Source organism: Paenibacillus sp. LPE1-1-1.1, assembly GCF_040676435.1.
In the GTDB taxonomy this organism is placed as follows: domain Bacteria; phylum Bacillota; class Bacilli; order Paenibacillales; family Paenibacillaceae; genus Pristimantibacillus.
Genome location: NZ_JBEGHY010000045.1, coordinates 112,220 through 134,171, shown reverse-complemented (window position 1 = coordinate 134,171; position 21,952 = coordinate 112,220). Strand labels below are relative to the sequence as shown.

The window sequence follows — 21,952 nt, the reverse complement described above, 5'->3', positions numbered from 1 at the left end:
GTCCACCCTACACTTTCGGGGTAACGAGCTTTTTTGGCATTACGAGTTTATAACCTACGCCGCGGATAGATTCAATCTGGACCGATTGCTGACCAAGTTCCAGCTTCTTCCGCAAAGAACTTACATGAACATCTACCGTACGTTGGCCGCCGATATAATCGAAGCCCCATACGACATTCATCAGATCATCCCGCGTAATAACCATACCTGGGCGCTGTACGAGATACAGCAGAACCTCAAATTCCTTAGGTCTGAGCGGAATCGTATCTCCGTTCAAAATAACCTCGTATTTCTCTGGGTAAATCGATAAATCACCGGCTGTAATAATCTTCTCCGTTGATTCAATTGGCTTGCTGTCATCAAGCTGCGTCCGGCGAAGCACAGCTGACACGCGCGCTAGAAGCTCAGCTACGCCAAATGGCTTCGTGATGTAATCATCGGCCCCATGCTTCAGTCCTTGTACAACCTCTTCCTCCGCATTGCGGGCGGTTAAAATAATGACGGGCGTTCTAACGCCGTTTTGGCGCAGACGGTTCAAAATTTCAAAGCCGTTCATGCCTGGAAGCATGATGTCGAGGATGACCAAGTCGAAAGTACGCTGCAAAGCGGTTTGCAAGCCTTCTCCGCCATGATCGATAACGGTCGTTTCATAGCCCTCTTGGGTCAAATTGTACGACAGAAGCCTTGCTAATGTCGGTTCATCTTCAATTACGAGCACTTTATGCGACATGTTACCTCCAACCTGGCGAATGGCAGCGCCCAAAGACGCCGCATCCGCATATTTAAGACGTTTAATCTTAGTTTATCATGGTTTCATGAAGAATAGGTAAATCTTTTTTTCTATTGCAGAACCGGAAGCTCAATTGTAAACGTAGTTCCCACTCCTACCGAGCTTGTAACCGAGATCGTTCCTTTGTGCAGCTCAACGAGATGCTTAACGATGGACAAGCCAAGCCCCGTGCCGCCTGAACTTCGCGAACGCGCCTTGTCCACGCGGTAAAACCGTTCAAAAATTCGCGGTAAATCCTTTTTCGGAATGCCGATTCCCGAATCAGCGATTTGGACGCGGATGTAATCATCGCCGAGACCCTCAATCTTTAAGGATACACGGCCGCCTTCAGGCGTATAGTTAATGCCGTTCGAAAGTAAATTCATGATTATTTGCCTCAGCCGATCCTCATCCGCTTCCACATATAAGCCTGGCTCGATAGTCATGCTGAGCTCAATATTTTTGCGGGATGCCTCAGATTCCATGAGCTTAACCGACTTCTCCGCAAAGGTATCGACTTCTACCGGTGAAAATACAAGCGGAACGCGGCGGGATTCGATTTTAGACAGCTCCAAAATATCGCCGATCAGCCGGTTGAGCCGGTCGCTCTCATCATATATGATTTGCAAAAAAGAACGTGCCGTTTCTGCATCATTCACTGCACCGCCAAGCAGCGTCTCCGCGAACCCCTTTACGGCGGTAATCGGAGTCTTCAGCTCATGGGAGACGTTCGCGACAAATTCGCTGCGCATACGCTCTAATCTTCGGATAGCGGATACATCCTGCAGGACAAGAAGCACGCCTGAGAAATCATTGCCTTCCGGATGAATCGGAACCAGATTCAGCTCAAGCAGACGCTCTTCCGGAAAATAAAACGTAATTTCCTCGCGCAAATGCTCTTTGCTCTTCAGGCCTTCTTGAATCATTTGTGACAGCTCATATTGCTGCTTCGCTTCTGCAAAATGGCGTCCGACTAGCTCGCGCGCGGAAAATCCCAGCACTTCCTCTGCGCGCCTGTTCATCAATACGATTATTCCATTGCGATCAATCATCACAATTCCGTTTATCATATTATCGAGAACGCTCTCGAGTTGATTCTCATTTTGCTGGATACGCGTCATTTGAACCTGCAGGCTGTCTGCCATTGCATTAATAGCATTGCCGAGTTCCCCGATCTCATCCTGTTTCGCAACCTTTACCCTTGCCCGGTAATCCATGTTTTTGATCCGCTTGGCTACCTTCGTTATTTGCTCGAGCGGCCTCGTCAAGCTAAGCGCAAGACGATAGCTGATTAATGCGGCAATCAGGAACAGCACCAGCAATCCGGCAAAAAGCAGGCCCGTCAATTGGCGAATGCTTGCCTCCACCTCTTCTAGGCTCATCGCCAAACGAATAACATCCGGCGCTTGATTCGGCATGACCTCCACAGGGATCGCCACGTACATCATATTTTGCTTGACCGTTTCGCTTTTCCGGATCGCTCTCCCCTTACCTAACTGGAGCGCCTCCTTTATTTCCACGCGGTCAAGATGATTATCCATTTCCTTCGGATCTCCATCCGAGTCCCCAAGCACCACGCCGTCATTTCGAATAAAAGTAACCCGTGCGCCGGTATAATGCTTAAGCTCTTTTGCTTCGTCCGAAAAATAACCGTAAAGCAAAGGAAGCTCGCCTGTCTTCCATTCCATTTTTGCCGAAATGATCTGCATCTCGCGAACCATATTATCTTCAAGCGCATTAATATGGTTTTCTTTAAATGTTTTGACCATGAATAGCCCTGCCGCAATGACCGATAATGCGATCATCGAGATCATAATGAGCGTCAGCCTGGTGCGAAAGCTGTTCATCCGGTTCACTCCCTACGTTTTTTCAAGCACAGGCTGCTAACGTCATACAACCCCTGACCTAACATACAACGTTTATCGTACATGCGTCGCCGTACTTACGCCAGTCTTGTTTTTGTTAAGTTTTTGTAAAACATAATGATGCACCGTAGCGAGCGGCTGCTGAATGAGAATCGATAATACGACAGGCACAGCCGCAAGCGGACTGAAATAACCGAGCGCCAATACGATACCGAGCGAAATGTTGCGCATCCCTGTTGCATACGATACCGTCACCTGCTGCTCGTAATTGCGAAGACCAGCCGTACCGATATAACCGAAGGCATAACATATGCCGACAAGCACGATGACAACCGGCACGAGCAGCGCCATATCCTGCTTTAGCTTGTCCAGATGCGGCGCGATCGCCGATGCATTCAGCGAGACAACGGCAACGAAACAAAACTTGGAGAGCGGCGACGTATAAGGTGCCACGGCATGTTGAATGCGGCCGCGGCTCATCTGATTCAGCCCGACCCCGATAATGGTAGGAAGCACGATAATGACGAGCAAATCCATAATAATAGGGCCTGCCTTTACCTCAACCGCCGAATCGAAAAACAAATGAATGCCGGCAGGCACAACTAACGGGCTTAGCGCGGAATCCAGCACCACCATCGCCAGCATGAGCGGAACGCTGCCGCCCGACATCCCTACCCACAGCACCGTCGAGACGCCGATCGGTATTATGGTAAACAGCACGAGTCCCACGACATAAGGAGAATCCGCACCAAAAGCGAGCGCGCCAAGAGCATAGGCAACCAAAGGCGAGAGCACATGGGCAATTAAAAAGGTTAGCGCCATAATCCCCGGCCGCTTCATCACCGCCCGCAATTGGCCCAGGCCGCAGCCAATGGCCATCGTCAGCGTGACATACGCGAATAAATACGGAACGGATTTGATGTAGGGTTGAAGCTGCGATGCAAATATAAAACCAAGTACCAAGGAGCTAGGGATAATAATAAACATCCATTTCTCGAAATATCGATTAAAGGCCAAACCGAATTCACGCATTTTCATTCCCTCATTTACCTCAACTAGTCGTTTCTATACATAAGCTATATAATAACATAGACAATCCTGCACATGAACGGAATCTCTTGCACTTCGATTAGCTAAGGAGCCGATTTATGAAAAATGGAAAATTCACCAATACGATCATCCGCATGCAATACGTACCGAGATGGAGCGAGCATGCTCCTCGTTTTGAAGACAACGCCTCCGCTCATAGCTTCAGATGCGCCGCATTATCTATCATGGTAGGCATCATTGAGGAGAAGGTATTCCATGAACCGCTCGATAAGCTAAAGCTTCTCGGGAGATGCCTCTGGGGCGATCTTAAAAATACCGGAACCGGCTCTATTAAGCATGTTACCAAAAAAGAATCGCTCGTCATGAACCATATTCGGGATTTTGAAGTGGAGCTCAGCAAGGAAATCGTTTCCTATCTCTCCAAATCCCTTCAAGCCCAAGCATTCGATTATATCGTCAATGCGCAGGATGATACGCATATCGGCCGTTTGGTCGATGCGATCGATACATTTGATGCCTATCTTTATTGCCACCGGGAATCGCGTCATGATACGAATCCCTTCTTCCATGCCAAGCATAAGGAGCTCGAGCAAATCCTCCAAAATACCGAGCTCCGCTCTATTCGCTGGCTGCTGGACGAGTATAATAAGCACGCAGGCCTATATGAATTTATCCAATACATCGTCAGCCTGGACACCGTAAAAAGATGGAACGGCAGCTATAACCTCGTACCCGACAATGATGCGACGCATTCCTTCCGCGTAGCTTCGCTGGCTTTGTTTAACGGGCTGCTCGAAATCGAGCGCTTTGGCAACAAAAGCATCGATCTTTATACGCTTTTGGCAAAGGCCACGCTCCATGACCTGCCCGAGGCGCTGTCCGGCGATGTCGTATCGAACTTTAAACACAATAATCCGGAAATCAAGCTGGCTTTCGAACAATATGAGAAGGAAACCGCTCATCTTATGATTAACAAGCTGCCTGAGCTTTTCCACGCGGAGATGTTCGAATTCATTGCGCACAGCAAATCCGATGATTATGTCGGAGAAATGGTCGATATCGCGGATAAGCTGGACGCCCTCATTAAAGCTAGCCTGGAGATGCGCAATAATCCCCATTACGCGGACACCTACTATAATCAGCTAGTAAGGGTACAGCATCGGTTTGAAAATCCCTGCGTTATTTTCTTCCTTGCGTATATCCTGCATGATCTCACCTATTCTAATCTGATTGGACAGTAGCGAAGGTAACTCACTGCAAAGCTATGCAGCTTCAGTTACCTTTTCTGCTGCAGGCTTCTAAAACACCTCTGGTGCAGTTACTTCAGTGTATGGCGCGTGGAGCGTGCTCTCGTTGAGCTGCATTGCAGTTTCTGCAACATATGGCGAAATGCTTGCTTTCATTGAGGTGCAGTACAGTTACTGCAACGGATGAAGCGTAAAACTTGCTTCTGTTGGCCTACAGTGTAGTTCCTGCAATGATTGATGCGTAGAGCTTGCTTTCGTTGAGCTACAGTGCAGTTTCTGCAACGGATGGCGCGAAATGCATGCTTTCATTGAGCTGCAGTACAGTTACTGCAACATATGGCGCGAAATGCATGCTTTCATTGAGCTGCAGTACAGTTACTGCAACGGATGAAGCGTAAAACTTGCTTCTGCCGGTCTACAGTGCAGTTTCTGCAACGTATGATGCCAAAAGCATGCTTGTGTCTGCCTACAGTGCAGTTTCTGCAATAGAATCGCTGGGAGACTCCCATTTAACCCGTTAATTCTTTGATTCTATTGCATTTAGTGCAGCGTAACCCCATCGTTTGCAACCCATGTAAGGTTTCCGTTGCACAAAGTACAACGTACGACATCGGCATGCCTCCACGTCAACCTAGTACGCCCGCTGAACAGCCTCCTTCGTTCGGCAGCAAACCATCACGCACCTATTCAGCAAATAATGCAGCGTATGGAACGTTGAGCGTACATTTGTTGAACTAAACTACAGTGCATTTTTGGCGTCGTATGATGCGAAAAGCTGCTTCCGTTGAACTACAGTGCATTTTCTGCAGCGTATGGCGCGAAAAGCCTGCATCCATTGAGCTATCATGCAGTTTCTGCAGCGTATGATGCGAAAAGCTGCTTCCGTTGAACTACAGTGCAGTTTCTGCAACGTATGGCGCGAAAAGCTGCTTCCGTTGAATTGCAGTGCAGTTCCTCCAGCGTACGGCGCGAAAAACCTGCATCCGTTGAGCTATAGCGCAGTTTCTCCAGCAGCAGCATCCAGCTGCGCAAAAAAAAGACTGCCGAATTTCTCGGCAGTCTAAACATCCAAAGCTATAAGGAATGGCAATCATTATCCGTCAACCGCCGCACTCCAGCCAAAAGGATATGCTGCCGAAATTTCTAAAGGCAGCTTGCCCGCCGGCTCGAGGTCGCCAAGCAGAGCTTTTGCAACTGCCGCAAGCGCTAGCGGTCTGCATTCATACACAGCCAGATAAGCTTTCACGTCTGGGTACAGCAACAAATCCAACGGGTTTCTCACCGATACCGCTATGGTGCGATCCGGCGCAAGCCGTACGGCCTCGCAAGCGATTTCGCGCTCGAGAGGATGTTTTGAAGCGTCGTAGGTCACAACAATGATCTGCGAGAAGCTGTTCAGATCAGCAAGCGGATTGACCGCATTCATCTTACGCTCAACCACCTTAGCGCCAAGCTCCGAAAGGAAGCTGCCCAGGGAACCTTCGCCAGAAAGCATCTCATCCGCAACCGATACCGGGACAATTTCCGGCCATAGCACAAGCGTGGCTTCGCTGCGGCTGATCGGCAGCAAGCCGCCCTCATTTTTAACTAAGGTTATGGAGGCCTCGCTCCAGCGTTTCGCAACCGCTTTATTCGCTTCGGTACCGATCGCCGCTTCCACCTCCGTCCAAGTCAGCTGCGGCTCATCCAGCGCAAGCTTCTCCTTGAGCGTCATAATCCGGTCAAGTGCCTCATTGATGCGCGCCTCGGCAAGCTCACCCTTCTCAACCGCGTCCGCAACGGCTTCCAGCGCGGCCCATTGCTTCTCAAACGTATGGCTGATCAGCACCATGTCCGCGCCTGCTCGAATCGCCATGATCGCTCCCTGCTCCGGTCCATAGTTTTTATCAATGGCATCCATCTCCAAACAATCCGTTACGACAACCCCGTCATAGCCCAGCTCCTTGCGCAGCAAGCCGCTTATGACTTTCTCCGACAAGGTAGATGGCACGCCGGAAGGATCAAGTGCCGGCAAGCAAACATGCGCGGTCATGATACAATCCGTGCCTGCTTCTATGGCCGCCCGGAACGGCCTCAGCTCAATCGCCTCCAGACGCTCCCGGCCATGAAGCAGCACCGGTAAGGCATGGTGGGAATCGACCGCCGTATCGCCATGTCCCGGAAAATGTTTGACGGTCGCCGCTATCCCGGCAGACTGATAACCCACAACGGCGGCTGCGCCAAGCACTGCAACCACATCCGAACGGTCGCTATAGGAGCGGACATTAATAACCGGATTGTCCGGATTGTTATTCACGTCGATACAAGGCGCATAGTTCATCGTTATGCCTAATTGCCGAAGCTCTTCACCGCAAATACGCGCCGTTTCTTGAGCTCCCTCCGCAACACCAGCCGCACCGAGCGCCATATTGCCGGGCATAAGCGTTACGCCGTCGACCAGTCTCGCGACCATGCCGCCTTCTTGGTCAATGGCAACGAATAAAGGCGGACAGCCTGCTTGCTTTGCGAGGCTTTGAAGCTCTCCGCCCAGCTTATGCACCTGCTTTGCATTTTTCACATTGCGCGAGAAATAGATCGTTCCGCCAATGCCGTTTGCTGCAATAAGCTGCTTGATTTGCTCAGTCGGCTCATAACCATGGAATCCAAATACGAATAATTGCCCGATTTTTTTCTTCAAACTCCAGCTTTGCCACTCACGCCCACTTGTCAATGCCTTCTCCATCCCTTCCGTAGTTCAAACCTTATTGCTTCGGCTCAGTCAAATCCTCGGCGGATTGCGAGCCTTCTTGTCGCCTGCTCCGGTAGTCGGTCGGATTCTCACCGGTATATTTCATGAATACTTTTGTAAAATACCGCCGCTCCGCATAACCGACTTCCTTGGCGATTTGAGCCACGCTCTTGGCCGTTTCCGCAAGCATTGCCTTCGCGCGTTCCATCCGCTGCCGCGTTACATATTCAATAAACGTTTCGCCAAATGTTTGTTTAAACAAAAGACTAAAGTAAGAGGTGCTCAAACCGACATGGGTCGCCGTCTCCTCCACACTAAGATCTCTATACAGATTTCGGTCGAGAAAGGCCTTCGCCTCCGTCATCGAGCGCTCCGATTGTTTTTTCTTGTCCAACGATTTCTCCGATACCGCATTCGTGACCTGGCGAATGAACGATAACAAGTCCTTAATGCCGAAGCGGCGATCCAATCGGCGCCACAGCATATCCTCCTGCTCGCGCGAGAAAACGCCCATCTCCTTCATTTCCCGCATTAGATGCAGCACGAAGAAATGCAGCAGCTGCTTGACGCGGTTTAACGAAGGCTCATTCATGCGCTGCAAAAGCAGCGTTATCCTTTGAAGCTCGTTATCTACGCCGATCGAGTCGCCGCGCTTTACCGCGCCGATCATTTTCTCGGCGGTATCCCAAAAAGCCTGATCTGCTTGCGATGATTTTTGCTGCTCCGACGGATATACAGCGATAAGGTCATGAACCGGCGTCAGCTGCATGCCCTGCTGGACAAGCTTATAAGCTTGGGACAATTCAGCAACCGCAGCAAACTCCCTATATATCCCTGCAAACAAAGACAGCTTAACATGGCTCTTAATCGCCGCCAGCAGCATCTCTGCCCATTCTTTAATCTTGGTTAAATCATAGGCTGCCGTTTTTTCCATTTCGATCAGCACGCACCATTCACCGTCACGGATCTGAATGACCGCGTGATGCAGCCCATTTTGCTGCAGCCTCTCTCTCAGCACATTGCAGACGGCAAAATTCCACAGCTTCCGTTCTTTATCGGACCAGTCCCGCCAGTCCTTCGTTTTCTCGGAGCTTACATCGAGATCAAGCACGATTAAGACGAACTGCTGCTGCTTCAGCTGCTGTTCGTCTCCGGTCAGCAGGAAGTGGTCTGCCGTAACGTCGGTATAATCCATAATAATGTCATATAAAATTTTCTCGCTTGCCAAATCGATCATGCGGCCCAGTTTCTGCTTCTCTTCCTGCAGCTGCTTCTGCTTGCTCCGCTGACTGGACATGACCCTCGCAATGACTCCGGTCAATTCATCGTACGGAATCGGCTTCAGAATATAATCATTGACCCCGAATTGAATAGCCGTTCGCGTATAGGCAAAATCCTGATAGCCTGACAGCATAATGATATCGCAAGGCATTGCTTTATCACGGATATGACGCACCAGCTCCAAGCCGTCCATCACCGGCATTCGAATATCGCACAGCAACAAATCAAAGGCCTGCTGCTCCATAAGCTCCAGCGCTTCCACCCCGTTTTTGGCCGTGCCGCCGACGGTTAGCCCTAGCATTTCCCAGGGAATAACCTTCTCTAAATTTCTCGTTATATGTGCCTCATCGTCAACTAAGAGCACTTTACCCATCATGGCTGATCACCTCTGCTCTTCGGAATTACACAACGAATAACGGTACCGCTGCCCTCTTGGCTGCAAATCCATAAACCAAAAGCCGGACCGTAATGTATACGCAGGCGATCTGCAACATTTCGCAGTCCGAGCCCTCTTCTTTCCCCAATCTCCGCAGCATTTGACAGCTTACCGGATGAGTCAGAGCCCGCAGCTAGCTGATGCAGCACATTCGCGCTCATGCCCAGTCCGTTATCACGAACCATAATAACGATTTGATAAGGTTCCGTTATGACATCTATTTCGATCTTCCCTTGCCCGTCTTCATAGCCGTCAAAGCCGTGCTGAATGCTGTTTTCGACGAGAGGCTGAAGCGTAAGCTTCATTATCGTATAATCCAACGCCTCGGCGGGAACATTCAGCTCATATGAAAATAGCTCCTCAAAACGATATTTTTGAATTTCCAAATAGCTTCGCACATGTTCAATTTCTTGGTTTATTCTTATTTCTTCGGTATGGTGCATGCTTGTGCGGAGCAGATTGCTTAATCTGCGAACCATAAGCATGATCTTTGCGCCTTCGTTTTGCGCGGCAAGCGCATTAATCGACTCCAGCGTATTAAATAAAAAATGAGGCTTGATTTGAGCCTGCATCAGCATCATTTCCGCATGCTGCTTGCGTGCCTGCTCTCTTCTCACCTCGCTAAGGAGGCTGCCGATTCTCTCAACCATGCTATTGAAGCTGTTGGCAAGCAGTACCGTTTCATCCTTGCCATGGGCCGTTACGCGAATATCAAGCAGCCCCTGCTCGACCAATCTCATTTTGCGAACAACCTTAATGATCGATTTGGCCACGCGATTGACAAAAAAGACGTTAAACAGCACCGCTGACAGCAAGCCAAGCACCGTAATCATGCCGATCCACTGCACAAACCTTACATTTTCATTCGTTAATGAATTCCATGGCTTTACCGATACGAGAATCCACTCATTGCGGTCCAATTGATAGGAGGAGACTAAGCTGTCTACCCCCTCAAACTTCACTCTAGAGCTGTTGTAACTATTCGTAAGCTGCGGCAGCGAATCGGTCTGTTCATTAATGTTGCGGCCGTCAAACTCGCTTTTGCTGTCCAGCATGATGAGACCCGTTTTATTCACGATCAGATATCTGGTTTCAGCCGCATCCGCCTTCGGATTTTGGAAAGCTTTAAGCATGTCAGATATCTCTTCGGTTTTGTACTGCGTAATCATAACGCCGAGATCATTGAACGTCTCGATATCCTTAACCACGCGCATTTGCGTGAACAGCGGCGGTTCAACGCCAGTAAGCTCCCGCTGCTCATACGGACCGATCCAAAGCGGCCGGCCTCCAAGTTTTTGCACTTCCTTATAGGTGGAATGCGCCTTCAGCATATCGAATGAAATCGGCTTGAACGTCGTCGGATCGTTCCGGTACGAGCGGAACATGGTGCCGTCCTTCGCGTACAGCACAACGAAGCTAACGGCGGGATGCTGGAACAATATCCGTTTCATTTCTTTTTCAGCTTGGTTGATCGCGATCATCGTACTGGCATCGTTTGACGTATACGTGCTGTACTTAAGCGTATCCTGGACCTCTGAGCTCGTCAGGTTGCCGTCGGAGAGCTGATCCAGCTCTCGGAAGAAATATCGGATATTCCCGCCTACCGCCCTGAGGGAAATTTCCGTTTGCTCGCTATATTTTTTCTCGAGCAGCGTCTCTGAATGAAGGAAAGAGAACATGCCGAGTCCAATCATCGGAATGACGATCAGGAATATAAAAGCAAGCATCAATTTCGGTCTCAGGTTCATCCAGCAGGCTCCTTCTTCTTTTTACCCTTTCACGCTTCCAGCCGTCATGCCTTCAATGATTTGGCGCTGCAAAAATACATACACGGCAAGAACCGGAATAATGCTTATGATGACAGCTGCCGAAAGCGAGGCAAAGTTCGTGCGGTAGCCGTCATTAAAGGTCGCCATCCCCGTAGGCAGCGTTTTGAGGGATTCAGACGTGATAAATAGCTGGGATAAAATATATTCGTTCCAATTGGAAATGAAATTCAAAATAAACACAGTAACAAGCGCCGGCAAAGAGATCGGAATAATGACCTTGAAGAAAAGTCCAGTGGCGCCCAGCCCATCCACAATGCCCGCTTCCTCCAGCTCATTCGGTATCGAGAGCATAAAGGCATAAATAATGAAAACGGTTATAGGCAGCGCATATGTGCAGTATACCAAAATTAAGGACCAATGCGTATCGTACAACGGATGTCCGAATACTTTAATCCCCTGCACCAGCCGATACAACGGAATAAATAAAGCGCCCGGCGGAACGATTAATCCGAGTAGAATAAATTGATAGATCGCTTTATTCGTTTTCTTGTATTTCATACGCGCGATTGCGAACGAGGTCATGGCTGCGAACAGCAGCGTCAGAACACAGGCGATAACCGTAACAAACGTACTATTCCAAGCGTATTTTCCGATATTCGCCGTCTGCCATGCGGCAGCATAGTTATCGAAATTGAAGCTTTTCGGCAGCGCCCAAGTATTGACCGTAATTTCACGGTTCGTTTTAAAGGAGGACATGAACAGCCACAGCAGCGGGAAAAGCAATACGATGACATAACCAAATAAAAAAGTATGCATCCACCATTGGGAATTACGGGCACGTTCCATCAGTACTGCACCTCTTCGCTTTTCGTGATGCGTTGCAAAATACCGGTTAGCACTAAAATAATAATGAACATCGCGACTCCGATCGCGCTGCCGTAACCAAGCTCCAGCGAACGGAAGCCTACCTTAAGCATATAGGTCGACATAACCTCCGTGGATTGAAACGGACCGCCGTTGGTCATAATTTGCACGATATCAAGCACCTTCATCGTTCCCGAAACCGTGAGAAGCAGCATAACGAACAGGATCGGCCTAACGAGCGGCAGCGTAATGGACCATGTTTCCTGCCAGCCGTTTACGCCGTCCAGCTTGGAGGCTTCGACAATCTCTTTCGGAATGTTTAGTATCGCTGCCAAACATAGGACAATGAAGAAGCCGATATTTTGCCAGGCGTTTGCTATCAGAATCGACAGCATGGCTAGCTTTGGATCGGACAACCATTCGCGCGCCCAGTCCTCCGGCGCAACGAGGCGGATAAACTGGTTGATCATGCCCGAGTCATAGTTGTACAGCACCCCGAACAAAATCGCTACCGTCGCTGTCGATATAACAACCGGTACGAATACGGCCGATTTGTAAAAGTCACGCATCCGTCTTACTTTGCTGATGATAATCGAAATCAAGAAGACGAGCGGAATGTTCACGATTAAGGAAAACGCCATAAAGTAAAAATTGTTCATGAGTGCTTTTCGAAAAACCTCATCCTGCCAAAGTCTCGTAAAGTTATCGAAACCGATAAATACCTTTTCGGTAATGCCGTCCCAACGAAAGAAGCCGTAAAAAAAGGAAACGATGACCGGGTATACGAAAAATAAAGCGTATAAAGCAAGCGTCGGAATAATGAACGCCACGTAAGTAATCGGATTTTTGAGAGCTCTGTTCATAATGTCCTCCTTTTATCCCGGCATAAGAAGAGGGTGTCCTCCTGGAAGGAAGAACACCCTCTCGCCCATCAGGATCGATTGTCATGTCTCGCGATTACTTAGCTGCGTTAGCTTTGTCCTGCGACGCTTGAATTTTTTCCGCTACTTTTTCCGGTGTGCTTACTTTACCGATAAGCTCTTGGATTCCAACGTTTACATCCGCGCCAACCGCCGGTTGAACGATGGCGTCGTATGCTTTCCAAGAGGTTGATGCATTCGCCATGACCGTCAAAATTTCAGTCGTGAGCGGATCAACGCCGGATAGGTCGCTAAGCTTCATGGAAGGCAGCAATTTGTCTTCAACCAACGTACGTTTTTGAACTTCTTCCGTGTAGAAATTAGCGATGAATTTCTTGGCTGCCGCTACTTGATCTTCGTTCAGGTTTGCTGAGAAACCAAAGCCGTTCGAGTACGAAGCATTGATTGAAGTTTGGTCGCCTGCCCCGCCGTCGATGGACGGGAATGCGAAGTAACCGATTTGGCCTTTCAGTTCGCCAGCTTCGTCGCCGGAGAAGCGGTTGGCATCCCAGGTTCCGGTAAATACCATTGCGGCTTTACCCGAGAGCAATTGTGCGCCTTGGTCGGCATAAGCAAGGCCTAGCGCGCCTTTTGTAAAATAATCCTTGTTCACAAGCTCAGCATAGGAAGCAAAACCTTTTACGAAGTTTTCGTCCGTCCATTTCGCTTCCCCGGATACGACTTTGCTGAAGGCATCGATCCCTACGTTGCGTTCCATCACCGTGTTCCACAACATACCGTTAACCCAGCCGTCTTTGGCTGCCAAACCGAACGGCGTGTAGCCCGCTGCTTTAATTTTTTCGGAGACGTCAAGCAGCTGCGCCCATGTCGTAGGAATTTCCAAGCCCAGCTCGGAGAAGATTTTCTTGTTGTAGAAAATCGCTTCGCTATAGCCGCCGAAAGGAAGGCCGTATACTTTACCGTCGATCGTGAACTCATCCAAGCTGGCGAACTTGTCTTTAATGCCAAGTTCTTCGATGATAGGAGTCAAGTCCAGCATGCGGTTTGCTTTTACGTAAAGATTGAGATCCGCGCCGCCGAATACTTCAAAAATATCGGGAGGATTGCCGGCAGCCATTTCAGCCTTCAGCTTCTGGTCGCGGTTAACGATCTCGTCGATGCCTTCAAGCTTGAAGGTTAAGCCTTTGTTTTCTTCTTGTGTTTTTGCAACGACATCTTCAAGAATTTTCAAACGGGTTTTGCTCGTTTCTTTAATTTGGGTATGGCGCAGCGACAAGGTTACATCCTTCGCTTCAGCAGGCGGTTCCGTTGCTTCGGCGGGAGTATTGGTGCTGTTGTTCGTGCCGGCGTTTTTGTTCGTCTCCGCGTTGCCGTTAGAGCCGCATGCAGATACGACCAGCATGATCGATACTAATAGGGTGCCAAGAAGTGTAGCTCTCTTTTTCATTGGGAAGACCTCCTCGTTTATGGTGTTGCTTGTTTGCCTCGCACCTTTATTATAGTCGGGTCCTTTGCTATGTAAGGAGGTCCAAAAAACGATGAGTTAGGGATACAATTCGCTTATTTTTGAAAAGAGGGATAAAATTTTATAGCCCGCCAGGGTTATAATCCCCGACAGGCTATGTTTATTTACATCTCGTATTAGTAACGCATATCCTGCGTTATTTCCTTGATAACCTCATAAAACCGCTGCCACTCCGGGTTAGCCCCCTCTTTCTTGCGGTTTTCACCCAGACTTCCCTCTTCTGAATGCGAAGCTAGCTCTGCATGAATCATTTTCTTGCTTTCAAGCTGTAATTTCTCCTGCTTCGCCCGCAGGCTGCCATCTGACATTTATATCCCTCATCCCTTTAACCAGCCTTTTCGCAGTGCAAAAAGCTCTCTAAGATCATCGGTAGACATTTCGGTAATCCATTGCTCCGACTGGCCGACTACTTGGTCATTCAGCGACTGCTTCCGTTCGATCATCTCGTCGATCTTCTCCTCAAGCGTGCCGAGCGTGATAAACTTATGCACCTGAACCTGCTTCGTCTGCCCGATTCGGAACGCCCGGTCGGTCGCTTGATTTTCCACGGCCGGGTTCCACCAACGGTCGAAATGAAACACATGGTTCGCTGCCGTCAGGTTAAGCCCGGTTCCGCCGGCCTTAAGCGAAAGCACGAACGCGCAGCACGGCTCCTCGGCATTCTGGAACTGTTCGATCATTTGATCCCGCTTCGCCTTCGGAACGCCTCCATGCAAATAAGGGACAGGCAAACCAAGCTTTTCCTCAAGCAATTGCTTGAGCTGATGCCCCATGTCGATATACTGCGTAAAGATGAGGCAGCGTTCGCCTTCCGCGGCGATTTCCTCGCACATTTCCAACAGCCGGGCTACTTTGTTTGACCGTTCGATTTCCCATAAAGCCGTTTTATCCTCATTGCCGAGCAAAGACGGATGGTCGCATAACTGCTTTAGCTTCGTTAACGCGGCAAGAATAAGTCCCCTTCGCTGCATCGGTCCCAGCTTATCGAGATTTTCCAGAAGGTCGGCTACAAAATTCTCATACATCGCGCCCTGTTCCGCGGTTAATGTCATATAGGTTTTGGTCTCATTCTTATCCGGCAGCGATAGCTGGATCGAAGGATCCTTTTTGATTCTGCGCAGCATAAACGGCTTCACCCAGCGCTGCAGGCCCGCGATCATTTTCTCGTCGCGGGTTTTCTCGATCGGCGCAACGACTTCCTTCCGGAAATCGCTAATATTGCCTAAGTACCCTGGATTTATAAAATCATAGATCGACCACAGCTCCGTCAGCCTATTCTCCATCGGCGTTCCCGTTAGCGCAATGCGATGCTCTGCCGGCAGGCGCCTTATGGCCGTCGATTGCTTCGTATAGACGTTCTTGATGTTTTGCGCTTCGTCAAGGCAGAGCGCATCCCAATCGACCAAGCATAAATCCTCCTCGTCCAGCTGGGCGAGCGAATAAGACGTAATCACCAAATCCGCGTCCGCCACCGAATCACGGAATGACTCTCCTTTGTCCCGCTTGTTCCCGTAATGCAGCATCACGCGCAAGGACGGTGCAAACCGTTCAAGCTCTTTCTCCCAGTTCCCGATTACGGAGGTGGGGCAAATCAGCAGCGAAGGGCCGTTTTTCTGCTGCTTATATTCCTTGATATAGGCAAGGTAAGCCATAAATTGAATGGTTTTACCTAGTCCCATATCGTCGGCGAGCACGCCGCCAAGCCCGAATTTTCTCAGAAACAAAAGCCATGATACGCCTTCATGCTGATATGGGCGCAGCTCGCCCAGAAACGAAGGCGGAATTTCGGCAGGCGGAATTTGCGAGATTTGCTGAAGCTGCGTGAGCCATGACGTTAAATGCTCGTTCAGCTCGACCTCTGCTTCCAGTTCCGAGTCCAGCTCGCCGCTGTCATCCAGCGGAATGCCTCCTCTTAAATGCATCTCCAGCACGTCCCGGAAGGAAAGTCCTTTGCGTTTGCCCATCCGTTTCAGCCATTGTTTGATTTGCGTGACATCCTGCGGGTCCAAATGGACCCATTCGCCGCCAATATGGAAGAGACGGCGGTTCTGCTCGGCAAGATGAAGAAATTCGGCCTCCGATAAATTAACATCGCCAAGGGCAAGCTTCCAATCGAATTGAACGATTTGGTCCAGTCCGAACATCGGCTGCGCCGCCGACCCTACCGACGACTTCATTTTCGCCTTCAAACGCAGCTTGCGCGTACGAACCGTCTCCCACCAGCCAGGGAGCAGCACCGGACATCCAGCCTCCAGCAGCTTAACGCTGGCATGCTCCAAAAAGCTCCAGGCTTCGTTGTCGGACAACTTATCGCGAAGCTTGCTTTCATCCGAAGGATCTTTTAGCTCCGGCAAGGCCGTTGTCCATTTCAGCTGTCCCTTTGCAAGCTTACCGCTAAGCAGCGGCAGCCACTCCTCCGGAATCGCCCGTTCATCTTCGGAGTCTGATTCCCAGCCATCTTCCCGGATGGCAGGACGAATCGGGAGCCACGGGCCTCCGTCGCGGTCCTGCAGCGCGGGCCGCAGACGCCAAACGGATGATTCTACTGGCTCAACCAGCTGAAGTGCGATACGGAACGGAAGCAAATCCTTACGAAGCCCAATGGCAATAAACCAGTCTTCCTCATCGGCCGACTTTCTTCTCAGCACAGCCTCGCCGGAGGCCGTACCAATAGCTCTCCATGCCCCCGCAGCCTGTTCGTTTTCGATGATCATTTGTTCAACGGCACCGCTAATCCAATATTCGATGCCCTTATCGCCATTTCGATGCGCTGCGGCAACGTTTCTCTCCCATTGCAGTCTATAATCCAGCTCCTGCTCCGGGATAGCCATGCGCCAGCTGCGCTGGTCGTCGCTCCAACGATCCCAATCAGGCTCAAACCAGCCCTTAAGAAGCGCCGTTCTGACTTGCTCAGCCATCTGCATGATGAGAGAAACCCGATCCGTCCACTCTACTTGCAGCAAACGCACGGGCTGCGGCGAGGATAAATAATCGATGGCGAGAAGCGGCGGGATCTTCAGCAGCTTTCGTTCGCCAACGCTGATTTCTTCGACATCCGCCCCGTACCAGGATGCTTTGTGCCAAGCAAACAATAAAGGGCGCAGCTTTCCCTCCGCCGCATCCTTCCGATCAACGGCGCTTAATAAAACAGAGGTTCCGCTTTCGTCTTCGTTCCAAAACCCGTCTATCATCAACTTGCGCGCGCCAATGTATGTTCTCATGTAACGATTTTCCCTTTCCACAGCTCTTCCTGAAACGCTCTAAGACGCTGATGCTTACGCACGAGTGCGTCTATATATTGATCCCATCTGCCCGGATCCTTATCTGCTTTATATAATCTCTCCAGCTTCTTCAACTGCTTGACAGCCACGCGGTAACCTTGGCGGTTACGGGTCTGAATCGACGCTTCGACCGACTGATGGTACATCGGCATTAAAGCACGCGGAGCGAGCTTTGCAATTTCGCGCAGCGCATGGGCGCCGACATCTTCAGGACGCGCGCCTACAAGCATTTGCAAATCTGCCCATTCATCGTAACGCTTCTGATCGAGCCAATGATCTGATAATTCTGAATAGGAATGGGGCAGCAATTGCGTCATGTAATCCGTCCATGTCGGTATTTCAGGGCGATCAAGATCCGCTCTGCGGCATAACGTCACGAACGGTCCGACCGATCGGCCGTTCTTTACTTTATTTACCCGCTCAAACAAAAAGCTCATCCACTGCTCGACAAGCTCCCATTTCCCTTCTTCCATTCGTTGTGCCGCGCAAGGATACATTACCTTTTGCGCGCGCTCAAAGGTCGCCATGGAAAAATGCTCGATAGCCTGCTTATCCTGCTGATCCAAAAAGTACATAATGCCGATTGCGGTGTGCAAAAAAGCCAGGTTGACGCTTTCCGGTTCCTCGGTATTCGCCTGCCGGACCATTGCAGCCAGCTCCCCTTCAAACCAACCCCGGTTTTCAGCAAGCTTCTCGCAAAAAGCCAAGTACATGTATTCCCAATCAAAGAGCTGACGCTCGGTGCCGGAGGCCCATTGCTTTACGCGTGTTATTAGAGCGTCCGCCCAAGCTTCTTCCTTTGGCTCCATCGCAGCAGGAGCAAGTTCTGAAACGAGTGTATATAAATGCTCAACCCATGGCTCAGCCATTCGGAGGAACGACATTTCGTGATAATAGCGGCTGAACGAATCAACCGTATTGATCGCCCGCTCCGCTTGCTCAAGAACAAAGATAATGGCCGTAGACCAATGCAAACGCTGCATCGGCTTCTCCCAATCTTTGGATAATCCCTTTAATGAGGATAACAAGGGTTGGAGCGCGTGGAGTGAATGCCGGCATTTCTGCCAAACTTCGCCATGCGTCGCTTCCATCCATTCCAGCCACTCTAGCGCAGATGCCGATTCGCCGGGATCGCGGGGTGGAGACGGTATTGGCGCTGCTTGGGGCATAACCGGCTCAGCCGGCTTATTCTTAAGCAGCGCACTCGCGGACGAAAGTCCGAGCAGGCGAAAATAAGAACGTTCCGCCAGGGTGTGCCCGCCTTCCTGCTGGCTGCAATATTGAAAATAAACCGCCGCCATATGCTTGCAAAATCCTGTATAGGGACAGGTACATGAGCTGTACCGCAAATTACCTGCATCAAGGATAACGGCGTACAGATCCGATCCCTGCACAACGCCATAAAGATGATCCTGGCTGCCTTCGTTGGCGCTGTTTACTTTGCCTTCCATATAGTATTGCCAGCCCCGTTTCATGATCGTCGTCTCGACATGGACGTTAAGCTGTTGTTCAATCAGCGCGTGCAGCTTTTCATTGAGGTGCATTACAGACATTCACCCGCTTCCTTTCCGTTCAGTTGCATTCTTACTATTATACCAAGCGGATACGGCTGGTGCCATCATTTGGAGGCAAAAGCTCAATATCCTTTGAATGGATGAATAAGGCTCGCAATAAAAAAGCCTTACCGAATGAAAGAGTTCATCCGGTAAGGCATAAAAGCTTTTATAATGGCATTTTAACGATAAAGGTTAATTTACCGGCAGGCTCCGCCGTGACATAGACATCGCCTTTGTACTGTTTGGCAATCGATTTTACGATCGAAAGCCCTAACCCTTGATGATCCTGCTGCTTGGTGGAGTAGCCCGCCTCGAATATCGGCATCGCTACGGCTTCAGCCGCATTTTCGCAAGTGTTCGTCACTGTGAATTCCAAAGAATCGCTTGTCTGCTTGCCCACTAACGTCACATGACGCCGATCCTCCGCATACTTCATAACTTCATCAAAAGCATTGTCGATTAAATTTCCGAGCATGCGATTGACGTCGAGCGTCCGGATGCCCATCTCCTGCATGTTCAATCCGGTAAAGGAACAACTGAATTGAATCTTGTGGATTTCGGCCTGCGAGATCTTCGAGCGTACCAATGCGGCGATTGCCGGATTGCCGATATTGATAATATCGTTCATCAGACGGATATCGCCGGTCAATTCCTTTGTATAGGCTACGAGCTCCTGCGATTTGTTCAGCTCCGCCAAGGAATGGATGGTCTGCACATGGTTCAAGAAGTCATGCCTTTGCGCCCGAATCGACTGGAACATTTGATTGATTTCGTCTACATAGGTTTCTTGCGTTACGCGTACGACCTTGTCGCGCGATTGTCTGTAGTAGCGCATGGCGACGACCGCAATAAGCAAGCTGAAACCCGTGACGATAATAATAATAATCCCTAAATTCAAAAACTGCGAATCCAGCTTTTCTTGAATCACATGGTAGTCGGAGGTCAGCATCAGCACGTAGCTGTTCATTGGCTGGCCGTCACGGTCCGTGATGTTGATGCCATTTTCGTTGACGAAGGTCGGGATATACATTTTGTAAATTTCTTGGCCGTTAATATTTTCGCGGTGCGTGACGGTTTTCTTCGAAAAATAAGCTTCGCGCACCAGCTCCGTATCCTTAGCCGACTTGATCGTATAGGAGCCGTAGAAGATAGGCTCTTGCACTTTATGTCCTTGAACATTTCCCTCCGGGTTTATCGTCTCTTTCCCGTCCGGGAACGTCTCCGGGTTAATGAAGGCAATTTCTTTAAGAGAATCGCTGGTTTGCACTGAATTTTCGATCATGCGGTGAACGCCCGTCGCAATCTCATATTGTTCCTGGCGCTCGTAATTCACGTAGGGATCGATCATATAATTTGTCGCGCCGTCGTAGTAATAGCCCCATTTGTTAATTTGATCCACATTCGTGGAGGATACCTCGAAAGGCCCGCTCCAGAAGTTAGGCAGCGATTGGCCAAGCCATTCCACCGAAGCATTTTTTATGTCAAACAACTGGTTGAACACCTCGTACCAAGGCTTCCAGGTTTTCGTGCTCTTGTTAACCTGACTCGGATTGGATGATTTGTACAATATGATGTCGTCGGGAAGTTTCTTGAGCAGGGTAATATGGCTGAGCCCGAGCTTATCCCGAAGCTCTATTAATTGCTCTGACGTTACCTTCTCGACGTCGGGATCTAATGCATATTGAATGGCAATAGAGGCGGCTCGCAGCTCCCGTCCGATTTGATTTTGGAACTGCTCGGATCCTTCGCGGGATTGCTCCAATGAAATCTGCAGCCGGTTGGCGGCATTTAGAAGCTCTTCATCAAAGGAATCCTCCAGTGTTTTTTTCGTGAGGAAATAATAAGCCGTATTATTCAATAAAACCAAAACGACGATAATACCAATGGCCGCCAGCCAAATGTTGCGTTGCATCTCATGCATCTTGCCCTTCTGTCTATTATAGCTTTCATTATGTAACATCCGACCCTAAACGACAATACAGAAAACACTAACAAATGATAACAAATCCAACTATTTGAGCAGCTTCTTAAACAATAACCTTACGGCCCATTTGCGCTCTTGGCGTTTCTTATAACGCGGAAGCATACTGTAAATACGAAGTCCTTCTTCCGTTGAGCGACGCGCTTCTTGCGCATTGCCCAGCTGCTTATAAATAGAGGCTTGTTGGTCAAACGCTTCGCAGGAGGATGAGTTAATTTCTTGGAAGGCTTGCAGATACGCAAGCGCTTGGTCTGTACGGCCATTTGCGAAATGCGCCGCAAGGCGCAAATAAGGCGCTCCGTATTTCACGCGGGGATTTAGCTCTAATGCGTGCAGCGTGCTTGCCACGCCCTTTTCCTCATCTCCGCCGTTCAAATAGCAGATACCCAAGTCGTCCCAATACTCCGCCGAATCCTCAAACACAGGCTGCAAAGGCACAAGCCAGTGAAGGGCTTCGCTGTATTTTTTGCGCTCGATTAACAGACGCGCCAGTTCATGCTTGGACGATACATCGTTAGGTGAAAAATTTATTTGCTGCCTCAGTTTTTTAATTCTCGACATTCTTTTAAGGGGTTTAAAGACACTCGGCGTCAACCCGACAAATCGGCGGTCCAGTAAATACAGCAGGATAAGCATCACAAGAATGGCGACAAACGGGTTGCCGATCAACCAAAACAAAAATACGAAAAGACTAAATTTTAACATCTTATCCTCCTGAA

At 49.6% G+C, this 21,952-nt stretch carries 15 protein-coding genes; 1 reads left to right on the top strand and 14 read right to left on the bottom strand.

Annotated elements, in window-relative coordinates; genetic code table 11:
• Positions 1-7: 7 nt before the first annotated feature.
• The 3 genes from MRBLPE1_RS29545 to MRBLPE1_RS29535 all read right to left on the bottom strand — a co-directional run bounded on the left by MRBLPE1_RS29545 (position 8) and on the right by MRBLPE1_RS29535 (position 3,666).
• Positions 8-730, bottom strand: coding sequence for a response regulator transcription factor (locus tag MRBLPE1_RS29545; protein WP_364153024.1), 723 nt, complete (start codon positions 728-730; stop codon positions 8-10).
• A 110-nt stretch (positions 731-840) separates the two neighbouring features.
• The gene (pnpS, locus tag MRBLPE1_RS29540) at positions 841-2,616 is read right to left on the bottom strand and encodes a two-component system histidine kinase PnpS (RefSeq protein WP_364153021.1); all 1,776 of its coding nucleotides are present in this window, start codon (positions 2,614-2,616) and stop codon (positions 841-843) included.
• A 72-nt stretch (positions 2,617-2,688) separates the two neighbouring features.
• Complete coding sequence (locus tag MRBLPE1_RS29535; protein ID WP_364153019.1) at positions 2,689-3,666, bottom strand: bile acid:sodium symporter family protein; 978 nt, start codon at positions 3,664-3,666, stop codon at positions 2,689-2,691.
• Between the two features lie 116 nt (positions 3,667-3,782).
• On the opposite strand from MRBLPE1_RS29535, the gene MRBLPE1_RS29530 reads away from it, so the two are divergent.
• Positions 3,783-4,925 (top strand): YfbR-like 5'-deoxynucleotidase, encoded by a 1,143-nt coding sequence (locus MRBLPE1_RS29530; protein WP_364153016.1) that lies wholly within the window; start codon positions 3,783-3,785, stop codon positions 4,923-4,925.
• Positions 4,926-6,024: 1,099 nt separating this feature from the next.
• On the opposite strand, the gene MRBLPE1_RS29525 is transcribed toward MRBLPE1_RS29530, so the two are convergent.
• The 11 genes from MRBLPE1_RS29525 to MRBLPE1_RS29475 all read right to left on the bottom strand — a co-directional run bounded on the left by MRBLPE1_RS29525 (position 6,025) and on the right by MRBLPE1_RS29475 (position 21,938).
• Complete coding sequence (locus tag MRBLPE1_RS29525; RefSeq protein ID WP_364153013.1) at positions 6,025-7,641, bottom strand: glycoside hydrolase family 3 protein; 1,617 nt, start codon at positions 7,639-7,641, stop codon at positions 6,025-6,027.
• Positions 7,642-7,672: 31 nt separating this feature from the next.
• The gene (locus MRBLPE1_RS29520) at positions 7,673-9,313 is read right to left on the bottom strand and encodes a response regulator transcription factor (RefSeq protein WP_364153011.1); all 1,641 of its coding nucleotides are present in this window, start codon (positions 9,311-9,313) and stop codon (positions 7,673-7,675) included.
• A complete protein-coding gene (locus tag MRBLPE1_RS29515) occupies positions 9,313-11,124 on the bottom strand; it encodes a cache domain-containing sensor histidine kinase (RefSeq protein WP_364153008.1) in 1,812 nt (603 codons plus the stop codon). The genes MRBLPE1_RS29520 and MRBLPE1_RS29515 overlap by 1 nt, the downstream gene beginning before the upstream one ends.
• Before the next feature lie 21 nt (positions 11,125-11,145).
• Positions 11,146-11,991, bottom strand: coding sequence for a carbohydrate ABC transporter permease (locus tag MRBLPE1_RS29510; protein ID WP_364153006.1), 846 nt, complete (start codon positions 11,989-11,991; stop codon positions 11,146-11,148).
• The gene (locus MRBLPE1_RS29505) at positions 11,991-12,872 is read right to left on the bottom strand and encodes a carbohydrate ABC transporter permease (RefSeq protein WP_364153003.1); all 882 of its coding nucleotides are present in this window, start codon (positions 12,870-12,872) and stop codon (positions 11,991-11,993) included. The genes MRBLPE1_RS29510 and MRBLPE1_RS29505 overlap by 1 nt, the downstream gene beginning before the upstream one ends.
• A gap of 94 nt (positions 12,873-12,966) precedes the next feature.
• Complete coding sequence (locus MRBLPE1_RS29500; protein ID WP_364153000.1) at positions 12,967-14,337, bottom strand: extracellular solute-binding protein; 1,371 nt, start codon at positions 14,335-14,337, stop codon at positions 12,967-12,969.
• A 194-nt stretch (positions 14,338-14,531) separates the two neighbouring features.
• A complete protein-coding gene (locus MRBLPE1_RS29495; RefSeq protein WP_364152997.1) occupies positions 14,532-14,723 on the bottom strand; it encodes a hypothetical protein in 192 nt (63 codons plus the stop codon).
• A 9-nt stretch (positions 14,724-14,732) separates the two neighbouring features.
• Entirely contained in the window at positions 14,733-17,636 is a 2,904-nt protein-coding gene (locus tag MRBLPE1_RS29490; protein ID WP_364152994.1) for a DEAD/DEAH box helicase, read from the bottom strand.
• Positions 17,633-19,249 (bottom strand): SWIM zinc finger family protein, encoded by a 1,617-nt coding sequence (locus tag MRBLPE1_RS29485; protein WP_364152991.1) that lies wholly within the window; start codon positions 19,247-19,249, stop codon positions 17,633-17,635. Before MRBLPE1_RS29485 ends, MRBLPE1_RS29490 begins: the two co-directional genes overlap by 4 nt.
• 169 nt (positions 19,250-19,418) lie before the next feature.
• Complete coding sequence (locus MRBLPE1_RS29480; protein ID WP_364152987.1) at positions 19,419-21,173, bottom strand: sensor histidine kinase; 1,755 nt, start codon at positions 21,171-21,173, stop codon at positions 19,419-19,421.
• A 90-nt stretch (positions 21,174-21,263) separates the two neighbouring features.
• On the bottom strand, positions 21,264-21,938 hold the full coding sequence (locus MRBLPE1_RS29475) for a tetratricopeptide repeat protein (protein ID WP_364152984.1): 675 nt from the start codon (positions 21,936-21,938) through the stop codon (positions 21,264-21,266).
• Positions 21,939-21,952 lie beyond the last annotated feature (14 nt).

Coding starts and splice junctions, on each gene's coding strand:
- MRBLPE1_RS29545 (WP_364153024.1), bottom strand. CDS start 730: ATGTCGCATAAAGTGCTCGTAATTGAAGATGAACCGACATTAGCAAGG.
- pnpS (WP_364153021.1), bottom strand. CDS start 2,616: ATGAACAGCTTTCGCACCAGGCTGACGCTCATTATGATCTCGATGATC.
- MRBLPE1_RS29535 (WP_364153019.1), bottom strand. CDS start 3,666: ATGCGTGAATTCGGTTTGGCCTTTAATCGATATTTCGAGAAATGGATG.
- MRBLPE1_RS29530 (WP_364153016.1), top strand. CDS start 3,783: ATGAAAAATGGAAAATTCACCAATACGATCATCCGCATGCAATACGTA.
- MRBLPE1_RS29520 (WP_364153011.1), bottom strand. CDS start 9,313: ATGGGTAAAGTGCTCTTAGTTGACGATGAGGCACATATAACGAGAAAT.
- MRBLPE1_RS29515 (WP_364153008.1), bottom strand. CDS start 11,124: ATGAACCTGAGACCGAAATTGATGCTTGCTTTTATATTCCTGATCGTC.
- MRBLPE1_RS29510 (WP_364153006.1), bottom strand. CDS start 11,991: ATGGAACGTGCCCGTAATTCCCAATGGTGGATGCATACTTTTTTATTT.
- MRBLPE1_RS29505 (WP_364153003.1), bottom strand. CDS start 12,872: ATGAACAGAGCTCTCAAAAATCCGATTACTTACGTGGCGTTCATTATT.
- MRBLPE1_RS29500 (WP_364153000.1), bottom strand. CDS start 14,337: ATGAAAAAGAGAGCTACACTTCTTGGCACCCTATTAGTATCGATCATG.
- MRBLPE1_RS29495 (WP_364152997.1), bottom strand. CDS start 14,723: ATGTCAGATGGCAGCCTGCGGGCGAAGCAGGAGAAATTACAGCTTGAA.
- MRBLPE1_RS29490 (WP_364152994.1), bottom strand. CDS start 17,636: ATGAGAACATACATTGGCGCGCGCAAGTTGATGATAGACGGGTTTTGG.
- MRBLPE1_RS29485 (WP_364152991.1), bottom strand. CDS start 19,249: ATGTCTGTAATGCACCTCAATGAAAAGCTGCACGCGCTGATTGAACAA.
- MRBLPE1_RS29480 (WP_364152987.1), bottom strand. CDS start 21,173: ATGCATGAGATGCAACGCAACATTTGGCTGGCGGCCATTGGTATTATC.
- MRBLPE1_RS29475 (WP_364152984.1), bottom strand. CDS start 21,938: ATGTTAAAATTTAGTCTTTTCGTATTTTTGTTTTGGTTGATCGGCAAC.